The sequence below is a fragment of the Lysinibacillus sp. OL1 genome, from assembly GCF_004332175.1.
GTDB lineage: Bacteria > Bacillota > Bacilli > Bacillales_A > Planococcaceae > Lysinibacillus > Lysinibacillus capsici.
Genome location: NZ_SJDS01000001.1, coordinates 458,873 through 474,109, shown reverse-complemented (window position 1 = coordinate 474,109; position 15,237 = coordinate 458,873). Strand labels below are relative to the sequence as shown.

Here is a 15,237-nt window from a genome sequence, read left to right as displayed (position 1 = left end):
CCTTTAAGCGTTTTGATAACCGTATCGCTCTTTCGCTACATCTACAGAAATATATTCATTTAATAGATCACGTTCAATGGCCTCTGAGCTTCGTTCATGTGGAGGACCATAACCACCACCAGTAGCTGTCACAAGCTCAATACGATCGCCTTTTTGCAATTCATAATTGGCAAGTACGCCCACTGGTCCAATTTTTGTTCCATCCTTTTTATGAATGATTAAATAGTTGTGAGAGCCTTCTCCACCACCATTTAAGCCGAATGGCGCGAATTGATGTCTACCTAAGTTCACAGAAACCCTTTGACCATCATGATTGACTGTATAAACGCGGCGAACACCTAAGCCACCTCTAAATTGACCAGCACCAGCACCGTCACAATTTAAGCTATATTCATCAATTTGAATACCGTATTTTGTTTCTGCAATTTCAACTGGAAGATTATATGTTTCACCATCTCCCATACAATATTGCCCGCTTTGCCCATCCTCGTCATTCGCTGCTCCCCAGCCACCAACAGATGGCTCAACAATTAGGAATGACTCATCATTTTCAGGATTTTTTCCTGTGAGAATAAACGTACAAACAGATTGTAAATGCCCTGCAGATAAGCGTTCTGGTAAATGCGGCGCAAGAGCTTTCCAAATTAGATCAGCTGCCCCAATACGTGCCTCAAAATTCATCGACACAGGATGTGGACGTTTAGCTGAAACAATCGAATTATCATCTGTGATAATCGTTAAGCGTTTAAAGACACCTTCGTTAATTACGTCAATATCGCCAAGTAATGCTAGGAACATAACGCGCACACTTGCCATTAAACCAAACTGAGAACAGTTCATTGGCACATTGACTGCAGGATGTGAGCCTCTGAAGTCACAAATAAACGCCTCATCACTAATTGTGACTTTCACTTTTATTGGATAAGGTCCACCCTTTAATGGGTCCCCTTCAATATAGTCCTCCGCATAAAATTCACCTTTAGGTAGGTGTTGAAGCTCATACTCTACTATTTTCTCACCCTTGTCCAATAATTTTTGAATGGACAATTTCACCGATTCCGCTCCAAACTTCTGACAAAGCTCTGCGATTCGTTTTTCACCTGTTTTTAAGGCGGCTACTTGTGCAAACATATCACCGATTGAAAGCTCTGGTAAACGAACATTCGTAGAAATGATTTCATAGACTGCATCGTTCAACTCACCTTGATGATAAAGTTTGACACCTGGTAGCTGTAAACCTTCCTGATAGATTTCATTAGAATTACTTGTAAACGAACCAGGGTCCATGCCACCTACCTCTGTCCAGTGTGCTTTATTCGCAGAGTACGCAATAATTTCACCGTTGTAGAAAATAGGGAGAACTAAGCCCACATCCGATAAATGCGAGCCACCTCCAACATAAGGGTCATTGATAATAATGACATCACCTTCGTGTAGTTTTTTCCCATTATCAAACTTTTCAATTACACGCTGTACCATTGGACTTAACATCCCAATAAAGCTCGTTACACCGTTTCCTTGACTAATTAAGTTACCCTTGGCATCTGTTAAACCACAAGCATAGTCTAATACTTCATAGATAACTGGACTCATAGAAGAGCGTGCTAGAGCTATAAACATCTCATCGCCTATCGCTAGCAATGAATCTTGAATAATTTCTATTGCAAAAACATCTTTTTTCATGTTTTATTTCCCCTCCATCTCTACTATTAAATTGCCGTATTTATCAATTTCAATTGATTGATTATTATTGATTACGACCGTAGACGTTGGATTTTCTACAATTGCAGGTCCTGTAATGACATAGCCAGGTACTAATTTTTGTTGGTCATAGACATTGACCTCTATCCAACCTGTTCCCTTCACATATAAATTGCGTTGTGCCTTGATACATGTAGAATTGTCGATATGAGAGAAGTCTAGCTCTTTAAATTGAACCGCCTCATCTTTCCCGTAGATTGTAAGATGTAAGTTGACTAACTCAATTGGTGTGGCTGGTAATTCAAAAGAAAACTCTTGTTTATGTTTGATGTGGAAGGCTTCAGCTAATGCAAGTAGCCCCTCTTCATCAAGCGTAATAGCTGATGCGTTTAATTTAACAGCATGCTCTTGACCTTTGTAGCGTAAATCATAATTAATTTCAAAATAATAATGATCCTTTGATAATGGTGCATCTGCATAGGCATTGGCAATGACTTGATCAATATTTTCTTGAATAGCCGCAAGATGGACTTTGTCAAAGTTCATTAAACTTGTTTGAATGTAATCTTGTCGATATTCGGTCATCATCATTCCTAATGCTGAGAAGACGGACGAGCCATAAGGAATAATGACTTTTTTCATACCAAGCTCTTCTGCTAAATTAATCGCATGTAGTGGACCACCACCACCAAATGCCACCATTGTAAAGTCTTCAGGATCGTAGCCTTTACGAATAGAGATCAGCTTCAGTGCATTTAACATATTGGAGTTTGCAATATCTAAAATACCTTGTGCTGCTTCTTCTGCTGACACATTAAATGGTTTCGCAATTGCTTCAACAAGAGCCTCCTCCACTTTGTCAATGGATACTGGGTTATCAAAGTTTGCTAAGGATAATCTTCCTAAATAAACATTGGCATCTGTAATTGTTGGCTGTGTATTCCCTAAGCCGTATGCTACAGGCCCTGGCTTTGCCCCAGCAGAATCTGGTCCAACCTTTAATGAGCCAAACTGATCTACACGTGCGATAGAGCCACCGCCATTTCCTATTTCCACAATATCCACTACAGGTGTTTTAATTGGATAGCCCGCAAATTTTTCATTTCTTTCAATATAGTAATCTGTTGTAACATTGACTTTGCCATCTGTAATAAGCGAACATTTTGCTGTCGTCCCACCAACATCAAAAGCTATGATATTCGATTCATTTAAAAGTTGACCTAATTTAGCTGCCCCAAACATCCCTGCTACAGGTCCAGATTCAACGAGGTTGATTGGTAGCTCCATTGCTTTATCAAAGCTTGTAGTCCCGCCATTCGATTGCATAATTTTTAAATGGTCTGTAATGCCAATTGTGCTTAATTTCTCTTTTAGGCTTTTTAAGTAGGCATGTGCAATTGGCTTTACATAAGAATTAAGGACTGTTGTGTTTGTTCTTTCATACTCACGGTATTCTTTAATCGTTTCACTTGAAAGTGTGATATATACGTCGGGCCAAATTTTTAAAATGGCTTCTTTTAACTGTTGTTCATGAATTGGATTTTTATAGCCGTGTATCAAGGAAATGGCAATCGCCTCAACACCTAATTCCTTAAATTTATATACGATCTCGTCAACTTCCTCGGTATTAAGCGCTTTCATAATATTTCCTTTAAAATCAATTCGCTCATCAATTTCTTGACGTAAATAACGCTCTACAAATGGTTCTGGCTTTTTATATTTAAAGTTATATAAGTCTGGTCGATTTCCACGAGCAATTTCTATAACATCACGGAAACCTTTTGTTGTAATTAACCCAACTACGCCCCCTTTTCTTTCCGTTAATGTATTGATGATAACCGTCGATCCATGAATAAATGATTCAATGAAAGAATCTTCCGTTACATGTCGTCCTAATACATTTAATATGCCATCCTCAAAGTGACCAGGTGTCGTATGTCCCTTATCAAAATGAAGATTTCCTTTTTCATCTGTGAAAACTAGGTCAGTAAAAGTACCGCCAATATCTGTTGCGATTTTCAAGACTTCATCCCTCCGTGTTCCTATAATCGGTACAGTGTTCCGAATTAGAATTAAATAAATTATATTTAAAAGAAAAAGAAAATTCAATGTATTTTTTAAATAAAAATTCATTTGACAATTGTCCTTCGTTGTAAAAACCCGCTCTATCTTTCCAATATCAGAGAACTATTGATAAAAAATACCAAATACATTTATATAAGGAAAGTTCTCGTGATTTTTGTGCAACATAAAAAAGATCCTAGTTTTCACTAGAATCTTAAAATCACTTAAAAAAATTAATTTTTGCGAATTTTCACTCAAGGAGTAGAGGCAGGAAGCATCCGAAATTTCACTTTTATACCATGTTTGCATTGTAGATAGTCGATGAGTTAGGTCACTTCCAACGAACCAAATTTACCAAAATTATCAATAAAAAAAAGCTGCCGATTTAAGTAGGCAGCTTTTAATATCATTTAGAACAATCCTACCGCATGTCCTTCGTTGTCGACATTCATGCGTAGAGCAGCTGGTGCTTTTGGAAGTCCTGGCATTGTCATAATATCGCCAGTTAGACAAACTAAGAAGCCTGCACCAAGCTTTGGAATAACTTCACGAATTGTGATGGTAAAGCCTTCTGGACGACCAAGTAAACTTGGTTGGTCTGATAAAGAATACTGGGTTTTCGCCATACAAATTGGAAGGGAGTCCCAACCAAATTTTTCGATTTGGGCAATTTGTTTTTTGGCTTGGTCTGTAAATTGTACATCTTTCCCGCCATATACCTTTTGCACAATCGTACGTACCTTTTCTTCAATCGACTCCGTTATATCATATAAAGGAGAGAAGTTGTTTTCTTCCTCTAGCACAGCTAGTACTTGCTCAGCTAAGGCTAGACCACCTTTACCGCCCTCTTCCCAGACATTTGTACGGGCAATGCGAACATGATTTTCTTGACACCAGTTTAGAACGGCTTCTAGCTCAGCCTCTGTGTCCGTGATAAAACGATTTAACGCAATAATTGGTTCAACGCCAAATGTACGAACTGTATCTACATGTTTAGCTAAATTCTCAATCCCTTGTAGAAGTGCTTCCACATTTTCGCCTACAAGCGCTGTTTTCGGTACACCTCCATGCATTTTTAAGGCACGAATTGTCGCTACAATGACAACTGCGCTTGGTTTAAAGCCTCCCTTACGAGCTTTAATGTTCATGAATTTTTCAGCACCTAAATCAGAGCCGAAGCCCGCTTCTGTCACCACAATATCAGCTAGCTTACGAGCGGTTTGTGTCGCCATAATGGAATTACAGCCGTGAGCAATATTCGCAAATGGACCACCATGGATAATAGCAGGTGTTCCCTCTAATGTTTGAACTAGGTTTGGCTTAAAGGCATCTTTTAATAATAGTGTTAAGGCACCCTCTACCTGTAAATCACGCACAAAGACAGGCTCACGCTCGAAAGTATAGCCAATCACGATACTAGCGATTCGCTCACGTAAATCCTCAATGCTTGTTGCTAAACAGAATACTGCCATAATTTCAGAGGCAACCGTAATATCAAAGCCATCCTCACGCGGCATGCCTTGAACAGGACCACCTAATCCCACCACTACCTTACGAAGGGCACGATCATTTAAGTCCATGACACGCTTCCAAATAATGCGTCGTGGATCAATGTTAAGTGTATTACCTTGGTGGATATGATTATCAATAAATGCGGATAAAGCATTGTTAGCTGTTGTAATCGCATGAAGGTCGCCAGTAAAATGTAAATTAATATCCTCCATTGGTATAACTTGTGCGTAACCTCCGCCAGTTGCGCCACCTTTTACGCCCATAACTGGACCTAATGATGGTTCACGTAATGCGACCATCACCTTCTTATCTAATTGATGAAGGGCATCTGCTAGTCCAACAGTCACAGTCGACTTTCCTTCACCAGCTGGGGTTGGACTAATAGCTGATACTAATACTACCTTTGCATCCTCGCCCTGAGCAGTAATTTTTAATGGGTCGATCTTTGCTTTGTAGCGGCCATACTGTTCAAGAGCATCCTCTGGAATACCCGCAGCATTGGCAATTTCCGTAATAGGTTTGATCACTGCTTGACTAGCGATTTCTAAATCTGATAATGGTTGATTTTTCGTTGTCATTTGGCATCCTACTTTCTATGTTGTTCATTTCCATTATAGTCTTAATTGTGAAAAAAAAGAAAGCCAGATATGCAAGCATTTCGTCAATCAATTGACATCTTTGTTCAATTCCTGTATGTTCTAAGAGAAAATGCAATTTTTTCACATTTTCTCAATGAGTGCACCATTTATTTAACTTTATTTTACATTCAAGCGCATTGGAGGCGAATGCTTATGCAACAGGGGATCGTAAAGTGGTTCAATAATGAAAAAGGTTATGGCTTTATTGAATGTGATGATGGCGAAGATGTATTTGTTCATTTTACGGGCATCCAGGAGGAAGGCTTCCGTACACTTGAAGAAGGTCAAAAGGTTTCATTTGATGTTGTGGAAGGCAATCGTGGACCCCAAGCATCAAATGTTGTAAAACTATAAGCATAATGGGGCTATCCATGTAGTTCCAGATTAGCAGCAGATTAGGAAATGCATCGTTTCCTTCATCCGCTTTTTGTATTGTTTTATAAGCTGAATGCCCCCTCCATGTTATAATAGAAGTAACAATACGTAAGGAGGGATCTCGATGCAAAAACAAAATAAACCCATGACTGAAGTTATTTTGAAGCATAAAGAACGACAAAGTGTAGCAGAATTTGCAGCAACACTGGAAACGATTGCAAAAAAGCTTAAAGAAAATGGTGAATTCACTTTTGTTCAAGACACAGAGCCAACAGTTGTCAGCCCAAGTGAACAGCTCAAAATCGAATACTCCTATACAAAAAAGGGCGACAAGCATTCATTTGAAATTGAATTTGATTGGTATACAGGTACAGAAACACCGAAAAAAATGACAATTGAATAATAATTGGCAACGAAAATCCACTTCTCTGATGAAGTGGATTTTTCCATATTGTTGAATTAAAGATCATGTCACTGCTAAAACTTTTTAGCAAGGTGAGGGGGTGATTTCGCTCCAGGGTCTCCTCTATAACGCTAAATCCACAGGAAAGCAAGTAGCCAGCATAATAAATTCTATTGATGGTTTTGTTTTTCAATACTTATGTAAAAAGGCGAGAGCAAAAGTGTTTCAGCCCATAAAAATACCGAGCTATCCACTAAAACGCTTACGAAGTGTTTCGGAATAGTTCGGTTTTTCTAGTTATCATGTTTGTTAATGTAAAGATTATTCGGCTTAATGAAGGTCCCTGTTAGTGATGTTCCAGCCTTTTCTCCTTATCGATTTATCCAATAAAAAGCACCAGGGCAAACTAAAGTTTCCTTTGTTCGTTTAGAATCCTTTAATGTCACACCAAATGGTCCCTCTTTGACATGACCAAGTGTCATTGTCATCGCGCTCTCTTCCTCATAGAAATCTAAACGCATATTCGGTAGCTGTAGTGACATATACTGCTCATATTGCGTAGGCACTGGTAGCTGTAACACCTCTTGCCACAGTTGTACTGTTGCCTGCATGTCCTTGACGTAGAATTGGACGGATTCCATGGTTATAGCCTGTTTGACATCAATGGCACCACTTGCCTTTAATTGAACCAAACGCTCTTCATCTGCCTCCGCCCATTCAATCAAAAATGGAAAATCAATTGGCAGATCTGGCTTACCAAAATGCAATAGCTTCCATTCTACCACAGTGCCATCTGGTCTTGTTCTGCTACATGCATCTGGTCCATATACTTCATAGCCCAATGCTCGCAAGCGTCGACCCTCTTCCTCAATATTTTTTGTGCGCAGAGCAATTCGAGAAAATCCCTGGCGCTCTTGATCACGTTTAAACGTATAATGTAGGGAATATGGGTATTGTGCCGCTTGCTCAAATAAATCACGATCATAGATAGCAATTTGTTCAATATAGCTTAAGCCAAAGTAGCTTAACGTATTATAAGTCCCCCACATCGTGTGCTGCCCACCATTCACTGTATGGACATTTCGTTTATTGAAGAAAACCTTTATATTTTCTGGTGATTCCACTTGATGAACCAAATGATCAAAATATAAAGTCATGGCCATTCCCCTTTCTTTCCCCATTACCTTTACCTGTATGTTTGATTAGTTTAAAATTTACTCAAGAAAAGGAGTTACTAGTAGGATATGAAAAAAAGTTTCGTTTACCTACAAACTCCGTTCACTAATTTCATAAAGAGGTGATTTGAATGACAGATTTAGTAGCTGCTTTTAAATTGGCATTAGGTAATTATCCTACAGGCGTAACAGTTGTCACGACATGTCATGACACAAAACCGATTGGCTTAACCGTCAATTCCTTTGCATCTGTTTCAATCGACCCGCTCCTTATTTTGTGGTCACTCGATAAAAAATCTCAGCTCCATCCTTATTTCACGACTTCGCCAAATTTTGCGGTCAATATTTTAGCGAGTGATCAAGAGCATTTATGTACACTATTTGCCAGTAAAATCCCTGATCGCTTTGCACAAGCAAAATGGTCAACTTCCTCTTTAGGACTACCGATTTTACATGATACAGCAGCTAATTTACAATGTAAAACATTTCAGCAAATCGATGCTGGCGACCATACCATTTTTATTGGGCAGGTCGTAGACATTACAAATGCTCAAAAAGAGCCTTTGCTTTATCATCGCCGTCATATCGGTCCCATACCAAAAAGCTTTTATAGCTAGCCTTTACACAAAAAAAGGGCCACTTGTAAGCACAGGAAATCCTTCATGCTTATAGGTGGCCGTTTGACATAAGTTCTACTGAAATCATTGTTATTTTTTCTGCGGAAATCTCTGCTTTTCAAGCCTATTAATTTGCACAATCACACCATCTTGAATCGTAATATGCACTTCACCAAATTCAAGATTTTGAATCGCCTTCGCAATTGCCTCTAGTTTCTTATCATCTACTTTTACTGACTGAGCCATACGATACACCCCTTCTTTTTTATCCTTATTGTTCATAAAGAGGCCAACGCATCAAACTGATTGATAGCCCCTCCTATCTCTCAGACACCATCTGTTGGATTTGGCACCTGTTGTTCGGTTGCCGAGGCTTCATTGGGCCAAGTCCCTCCACCTCTCTTGATAAGAGTACTGCGTTTCTTGAAAATAATTCTATAATTCTGCTATAGGAATGTCAATACAAAATATTAGAAAACCTAGTTGAATACTATGCAATATGTCGTTTAGATTAAAAGACTCCCTATACCTAAAGTATTTTATGCCTAGTCAGTGAGAAATAGATGGCAATCCATTAATTTATTACAAGCTCCATTTCCTCATCATGAATTCAAGTGGGCCTCGATGATGTTTAGTCCTCCACCATACAGAAACCACGACACATCCTAAAAAATAACAGCAGGCATACAGCATGGAAAAAGCAAGTGTTTGGTTCTCCAGCTTTTGGCAAATAATTAGTATTCCAATGCCTATAACAACATGGCCAACATAATGCGTTAAAGACATTTGTCCAGTTAATATGAAAGATTGAATAACTTTATTTTTACATGTCTCTACAAGATAGATGGAGCCAACAATGATAACAATAGCCGAAGCCGAATTAGAGAGGACATACATCATATTCGGTGGAATCGGTCCTGTATCAAATAAATACAATGCACTCTCTACATCTAATAAATGAATGGTTGTCATCTTAATGAATAACGTTGAACAAGTCTCAGTCACGATGACTAGCAATAAGCCTATCACCAGTAAGTTTTTTCTTAATGTATGATTTGTTAAATCTAATGTGCCCATTACCATCCCTATCAGAAAGAAGCAAATCCAGGGGAATAGTGGATGATAGCCATTAAACATCAAATTTCTTATAAATCCAGCTGGTGTCCAAAAATCAAGATACTCTAGTAGCACATATGTTGGATGCCAACCAGCAAGGTAACTAAATTGAATTTGAAGCCATTGTGAAAGGATAAGGATGGCACCAATTATGAAGATCATCATTTTCTTGGATTGGGCAATCAAACAAGCAGCAACAAACATATACACGCCATAATAATGTAAGATATCTCCTGTCCAGCCGATTGCATATAATATAATCCCTATCGTAAATAACAAAAGCGCCCTCTTCCACAAAGTAAGTCGATTTTGACGAAGAAGGATTGGGTCCTTACTCTCTCTAGCCTGACGAGTCATTAAGGCTGTCCCTATTCCTGCTAGCATGACAAATACGGCCGAAGCACGTCCCTCGAAAAGATGTTGGAAGGCCATTAACCATGTTGAACCATTCGTTGTAGAACCTGTTATGACGCCAAAATTGACAATGAACATGCCAAGCATGGCGAGAGCTCTTGCAAAATCAAGACCTTCAATGCGCCGATCATCATTTCTTTTTGTCATCTTTGCCCCCTTGGATAACGCTATTCACTGCCTCCTTCCAAATAGCCCTATAGTTCAATTGGTTGCCTGTTAACATGAAATTACCGATATTATCATAGACGAGGGCTAGCATCTGTGCCTTCGCTTCTATATGGGGAGTATCCTCTAGCACGCCTAGCTGTACGCCATATCGTAGGATAGCAACAAAGCTCGTTAAAAAGCTTGTTTCTAGCTCTACTAATTGTCTTTTATAGTTTTCATCGCGGGCCGCTAATAGTACATATTGATTAAATATTTTATTAAAATAAGGGTCCTTGTCCTGTGCCTCAATAGATTTATAGCCTAGCTTAAGTAATTCCTCCTTAAAATTAGCAGAAGAAAGCTCTTTATACTCCACAGCGACATCATGTTGAATTTCTTTATACAATTCATCAAATATGAAAGCGATTAATTGATCTTTTGATTGAAAATAATAGTAAATGGCTGGTTTTGAAATACCGACCTCTGTAGCAATCATTGCTAAGCTTGTTTTTTCAAATCCATTTTCCGCAAACATCCCATAAGCAATTTCTATAATCTTTTGAAAAGTTTGTTCTTTATTTCCCATTATTACCCTCCTTTTTTACCGACCGTTAAGTAAATATTATAGGATGCTAACCTTTTAGACAAGAAAAAACTGCGTAGAAATATTTCTCTACACAGTTCATATTTATTGATTTTGTAAATACATCATTAAAGCTTCTGCTGTTTTTTGCTTGCCCATTACTTTAAGAGGCTGTCCATCAGCAGGTACAATCCAATGAGGTTCATCCCCCCCATATAAAGACTGAGAGCTATTTGCTACCATAAATTGTGCATTGGCTGTTTCCATACGCAGTCTGGCACGAGCTAACAAGAATTCCTCATCATTCGTTGCTTCGAGCTTAAAGCCTACTAACGTTACATTCGGTTGCCATCCCTTAATTTGACCTAATACTTTTGGTGCTTTTTTAAAATGAATAATAGGTGGTTCGTCAGAAGGCATTTTCCCCGTTTCCTCCATTAAATTACCTGATTGATCATATACTTTGTCAATGACCCAATCAGAGCCCGCAGCCGCCATAATGACGATATCGACATGTTGTTGTTGAACTGCATGACGCACCTTTTGTCCTAAATCCTCTATGCCTTCAAATTGAATCAATGTCATATCATTTTGGTTTTCTGGGAGCTGTGCAAAGTAACCATGCATGTATACTACGTTAGCGCCAGCAGCCAGCGCCGCCTCTGCTAAATAACACCCCATTGTGCCTTTTGATAAATTCGTATGACCTCGTACACGATCCCATTTTTCAAGTGTTCCCCCACTTGTAATGAGTACGGTTTTGCCCTGTAATGTCCCCATACACTCACCTATTTTCTGAAATATATACAAATACTATTTTAACGTAATGTAAGGATAGGCTTCAATAGCCACTATTTTAGGGAGCTGTTTTGTTCTTTTAGCCAAGCACTTAATATCTCTGCAAATTTCTTTGTGACGGGCGAAGCATGGTGTTTCATGGCAATACCAATTGTTCGGTAGCCACCTTGCTTTAATGGAATCGCTCTCAATGTTGGCGGTAAATTTTGAATAACCAACTGAGGTAAAATACTGATCCCTAAATGATGGGAAATCATGGAAAGAATCCCTACCTCCTCGGAAAGCTCAAAGCGGATATTCGGCTTAACATGATATTGCTCTAATAGCACCTTGACATCATTTGTCCCTTTATAGGAAGTCATAATAAATGGCATATCCTCTAAATCTACGATATCAATTTCTGTCTTATCAAACAATGGACTTTTATCCGAAACAATACATAATAATGGGTCTTGTTGGAGCTCAGTGAACTGATATTGCTCTGACTTTTGACCATTCAAAAATCCTGCTTCTACTTCACCACTTAAAAGCCATTGTTCAATTTCATAGTAATCTCCCTCTCGTAACTCCACCTGTATCCCTGGAAATTGATTATCCATAATTCGAACAATCTCTGGCATCCAATTGGAAGAAATACTCGATATCACACCAATTCGAACCTTACCTCGTGTCACGCCATGAATGTGAGCTGCTTCCTGTTGCAATAATTCTTGAGCATCCAAAACCTGACGCATTGCCCTTAGCATTGTTTGTCCCTCACTCGTTAATGTCACACCCACACGACTTCGATGAATGAGCGCAAAGCCAAACTCTTTTTCTAAACTCGACACGGCATGACTCACAGCAGATTGTGTTAACCCTAGCGCATCAGCTGCTTTTGTAAAGCTTGCCACCTCTGCCACCTTTGTTAAAATCTCATATTTCACTAAGCTCATCCGCAATCCCTCTATATACATGAATTTTTTTAATCCTATTCATTATAAACATTCGTTTTACTAATCACAACACAAGATATATAGTAATTTTTAGTATAAAACTGTTTTAGTACACAGATGGTAGGTGAACATAATGAGTATCCAAGGAAAAGCAAATGTATTGATGGTTATTGTCACAATGTTTTGGGGGCTCTCTTATACCTTTATGGTCATGGGGCTAGAAACGTTGGCAGTTTATAATGTGGTGGCATTACGTTGTATCATCGCATTTTTCGTAGCAGGACTTATTTTTTACAAACGGATGATCAAAGTAAATGGTAAAACATTAAAATATGCGGCTATTCAAGGATTTTTATTATTCATTGTGTTCGCGTTAAGTTTATTTGGTTTACAATCTACTTCTGTTTCAAATGCTGGCTTCATCTTGAGCCTAACGGTCGTGTTAGTGCCGATTTTTAGCAGCTTTATTGAAAAAAAATTACCTTCTCGAGCAGTTAGCTTTGCGATCATTTGTACCATGATTGGTATTACCGTTTTAACAGCACACGGCTCATTCACATTCCATAAAGGTGATTTATTAGTAGCAATTGCTGCGTTATGTTATTCAATTTATTTACTTTTAAATAGCTCATTCACACGAAATGTAGAGTCCATTTCATACGGAATTTATCAGCTTGGCTTTGCTGGTATTTATGCACTTGTGTTAACCTTTCTATTCGAAACACCGACAATGCCAAATTCAGCAATATCCTGGATTGCAATTTTAGGGCTTGGCATCATCTGTAGTGCGTTTTGCTTTGTGGGTCAAACTGTTGCACAACAGTATACTTCTGCTACACATACAGGTCTTATATTCTCCTTAGAACCAATTTTTGCCGCTATGTTTGCCATGATGTTTATCGGAGAAGGCATAACAATGAAATTAATGATTGGTGGCAGCTTCATTCTTATAGGGAATTTAGTAGCACAATTAGAGCATTTCCATGTATTACGTTTTATGAAAAAGGATGCACAGGAAAAAGTCATACAATAATATAGTGCATATGAATAAAAAAGGAAGCTGAGCGTTATTTCTCAAGCTTCCTTTTACTATGTATTGATTTTATAGCACGATTGCATGTAAAATAGACTAATTTTTACAGGTACGAAAATAAAGGAGATTCATACATGCAATTTCAAACCTTACATACGTCATATTATTTACCAAACAAGGATAATCAACCAATTCAAACACAAAACCTACTGGATTTAATGAGACATGTCGGTGGCCGTGAAGAGGAAGACGAAAAAAAGAACAAATCGAAAACTGAGGTCAGATACGAAAATGGCTATGTACGTCAATACCTTGTCAAACCAACAGGACAAAGGGTTCTCCTCATGGAAACCAAACAAAGCCTTGATATTAGAGAATCTACTAATTTACAAGACCTGCTTTCGCAACCTTTTAAAAAGAAAACAAGTGATCCTATTCTCTCAATACTAAATGCGAAAAATAACATTTCTAAATATAAAGATGGCATTTAAAAAATAGCCCTTCTTTTCAAGAAATGCTAGATAAAATAATAGACAAAGTCGAAACAATCGACTTTGTCTATATTCAAACTAGCGAGGAATAGTCATATCTCGTTAGTTTGATTCATTATAAAAATCTTCTATATTGCTCTGCCTCTGCCATACGCTGTTGATTTCTTAAACGCTCCTCTTGCTCTTCAGCTGTCTCTGGATATGTTTGGAGTGTATCAACATCATCCTCATGTTCTGCATATAAGACAATACTTCCTTGTTCTACAAGATGCGCATAGTAAGCGATTTGTCCCTCTGACAGATTAAATCGTTTTAAACCCTCTGTAACGGCTGAGTCGCCTGTAAACCAAGATTTAAATTGATCTACCCAATTTCCAGCCTCATGCGTTTGCACATCGGCATCCCATTTTACATCCTCAAACTGTTGGGGATCTCTCGCAATAATATGAATATCGTCTTGGTGATAACCTTCCATTCGCATATTCTCTAAAATGTGAAGCATTTCATCCCTTGTATGGGCCACCTCAATTTTTGGATTTTGTTCATTCATCATGTTCAATTCCTCCTATGTTGTATGGCTTACTAGGTAATTACCCGCACTACACACAAACAAACCCAATTTACTAAACTGTAATAATTGTTAAATTGCCTTAAACTACGTTGCTGATTTGACATAATAAGTTTAGGGCAGAAAAAAAGCATGCTGGAGAGAATTTCTTCTTCAGCATGCAAATTGTCAATTTTTACTTGTCAAGAAAGGCCTTTAACATCCATGTATGCTTTTCAAGAGACTGATACATGGCATTGAGTAAATCCTCTGTACGGTCGTCTCCTTCTTCTGCAGCTAGCTCCATTGTAGAATTTAAAGCTTTCATCAGCTTTTGGAAATCTGAGATTGTCGTTGCAACCATGTCCTCTGTCGTTTCTTCACCTGTTGCTTCATCTACATAGGATAGCTCTAGATGCTCTTTTAATGTTGCCACTGGCTTGCCATCCTTTGATAAAATACGCTCTGCTATTTCATCTAAATTCAATGTTGTTTCATTATATAGCTCTTCAAATTTTGCATGCAGTGTAAAGAAGGCTGGACCTGTGACATACCAATGATAATTGTGTAGCTTTGTATAAAGCACAGACCACGTCGCCACTAGCTTATTTAATTGTTTGTTTAAGTTTTGTGTCATAATCAATTTCTCCTCCAATATGTCTTGTTCTAGCCATTAGTATGAGTCATA

Annotated in this window: 16 protein-coding genes and 1 riboswitch; of the genes, 5 read left to right on the top strand and 11 right to left on the bottom strand. The window is 38.3% G+C overall.

Going from position 1 to position 15,237, the window contains the following annotated elements; translation table 11 throughout:
- Window positions 1-3 precede the first annotated feature (3 nt).
- From EW028_RS02370 to EW028_RS02360, 3 genes are all read right to left on the bottom strand, one after another.
- A complete protein-coding gene (locus EW028_RS02370) occupies window positions 4-1,683 on the bottom strand; it encodes a hydantoinase B/oxoprolinase family protein (RefSeq protein ID WP_131519775.1) in 1,680 nt (559 codons plus the stop codon).
- Window positions 1,684-1,686: 3 nt separating this feature from the next.
- Window positions 1,687-3,723 (bottom strand): hydantoinase/oxoprolinase family protein, encoded by a 2,037-nt coding sequence (locus EW028_RS02365; RefSeq protein WP_131519774.1) that lies wholly within the window; start codon window positions 3,721-3,723, stop codon window positions 1,687-1,689.
- Between the two features lie 452 nt (window positions 3,724-4,175).
- Window positions 4,176-5,855: a formate--tetrahydrofolate ligase gene (locus EW028_RS02360; RefSeq protein WP_131519773.1), complete on the bottom strand. Its 1,680-nt coding sequence runs from the start codon at window positions 5,853-5,855 to the stop codon at window positions 4,176-4,178.
- 213 nt (window positions 5,856-6,068) lie between these two features.
- Between EW028_RS02360 and EW028_RS02355 the strand changes: the two genes are divergently transcribed.
- The gene (locus EW028_RS02355) at window positions 6,069-6,269 is read left to right on the top strand and encodes a cold-shock protein (protein ID WP_004269397.1); all 201 of its coding nucleotides are present in this window, start codon (window positions 6,069-6,071) and stop codon (window positions 6,267-6,269) included.
- Window positions 6,270-6,414: 145 nt separating this feature from the next.
- A complete protein-coding gene (locus tag EW028_RS02350) occupies window positions 6,415-6,693 on the top strand; it encodes an amphi-Trp domain-containing protein (protein WP_048390101.1) in 279 nt (92 codons plus the stop codon).
- Window positions 6,694-7,064: 371 nt separating this feature from the next.
- On the opposite strand, the gene EW028_RS02345 is transcribed toward EW028_RS02350, so the two are convergent.
- Window positions 7,065-7,850 (bottom strand): VOC family protein, encoded by a 786-nt coding sequence (locus EW028_RS02345; RefSeq protein WP_131519772.1) that lies wholly within the window; start codon window positions 7,848-7,850, stop codon window positions 7,065-7,067.
- Window positions 7,851-7,999: 149 nt separating this feature from the next.
- On the opposite strand from EW028_RS02345, the gene EW028_RS02340 reads away from it, so the two are divergent.
- On the top strand, window positions 8,000-8,485 hold the full coding sequence (locus EW028_RS02340) for a flavin reductase family protein (RefSeq protein WP_131519771.1): 486 nt from the start codon (window positions 8,000-8,002) through the stop codon (window positions 8,483-8,485).
- Between the two features lie 90 nt (window positions 8,486-8,575).
- Here the strand turns inward: EW028_RS02340 and EW028_RS02335 are convergent, their stop codons facing one another.
- The 5 genes from EW028_RS02335 to EW028_RS02315 all read right to left on the bottom strand — a co-directional run bounded on the left by EW028_RS02335 (window position 8,576) and on the right by EW028_RS02315 (window position 12,478).
- Complete coding sequence (locus EW028_RS02335; RefSeq protein ID WP_036218773.1) at window positions 8,576-8,767, bottom strand: YezD family protein; 192 nt, start codon at window positions 8,765-8,767, stop codon at window positions 8,576-8,578.
- A 34-nt stretch (window positions 8,768-8,801) separates the two neighbouring features.
- A riboswitch (SAM riboswitch) is annotated at window positions 8,802-8,897 on the bottom strand.
- A gap of 170 nt (window positions 8,898-9,067) precedes the next feature.
- Window positions 9,068-10,162, bottom strand: a complete 1,095-nt coding sequence (locus EW028_RS02330; protein ID WP_131519770.1) for a DUF418 domain-containing protein — start codon at window positions 10,160-10,162, stop codon at window positions 9,068-9,070.
- Entirely contained in the window at window positions 10,146-10,748 is a 603-nt protein-coding gene (locus tag EW028_RS02325; RefSeq protein ID WP_131519769.1) for a TetR/AcrR family transcriptional regulator, read from the bottom strand. The genes EW028_RS02330 and EW028_RS02325 overlap by 17 nt, the downstream gene beginning before the upstream one ends.
- 102 nt (window positions 10,749-10,850) lie before the next feature.
- Window positions 10,851-11,525 carry a phosphopantothenoylcysteine decarboxylase domain-containing protein gene (locus tag EW028_RS02320; protein ID WP_048390090.1) on the bottom strand — a complete coding sequence of 225 codons (675 nt, stop codon included), beginning with the start codon at window positions 11,523-11,525 and terminating at the stop codon, window positions 10,851-10,853.
- Between the two features lie 71 nt (window positions 11,526-11,596).
- The gene (locus EW028_RS02315; RefSeq protein WP_048390089.1) at window positions 11,597-12,478 is read right to left on the bottom strand and encodes a LysR family transcriptional regulator; all 882 of its coding nucleotides are present in this window, start codon (window positions 12,476-12,478) and stop codon (window positions 11,597-11,599) included.
- 133 nt (window positions 12,479-12,611) lie between these two features.
- Between EW028_RS02315 and EW028_RS02310 the strand changes: the two genes are divergently transcribed.
- A complete protein-coding gene (locus EW028_RS02310) occupies window positions 12,612-13,511 on the top strand; it encodes a DMT family transporter (protein WP_004269389.1) in 900 nt (299 codons plus the stop codon).
- Window positions 13,512-13,645: 134 nt separating this feature from the next.
- A complete protein-coding gene (locus EW028_RS02305; protein WP_131519768.1) occupies window positions 13,646-14,002 on the top strand; it encodes a hypothetical protein in 357 nt (118 codons plus the stop codon).
- A gap of 115 nt (window positions 14,003-14,117) precedes the next feature.
- Here the strand turns inward: EW028_RS02305 and EW028_RS02300 are convergent, their stop codons facing one another.
- Together EW028_RS02300 and EW028_RS02295 are read right to left on the bottom strand one after the other, a co-directional pair.
- Window positions 14,118-14,555: a general stress protein gene (locus tag EW028_RS02300; protein WP_048390084.1), complete on the bottom strand. Its 438-nt coding sequence runs from the start codon at window positions 14,553-14,555 to the stop codon at window positions 14,118-14,120.
- A gap of 190 nt (window positions 14,556-14,745) precedes the next feature.
- The gene (locus EW028_RS02295; protein WP_054550810.1) at window positions 14,746-15,186 is read right to left on the bottom strand and encodes a Dps family protein; all 441 of its coding nucleotides are present in this window, start codon (window positions 15,184-15,186) and stop codon (window positions 14,746-14,748) included.
- Window positions 15,187-15,237: the final 51 nt, after the last annotated feature.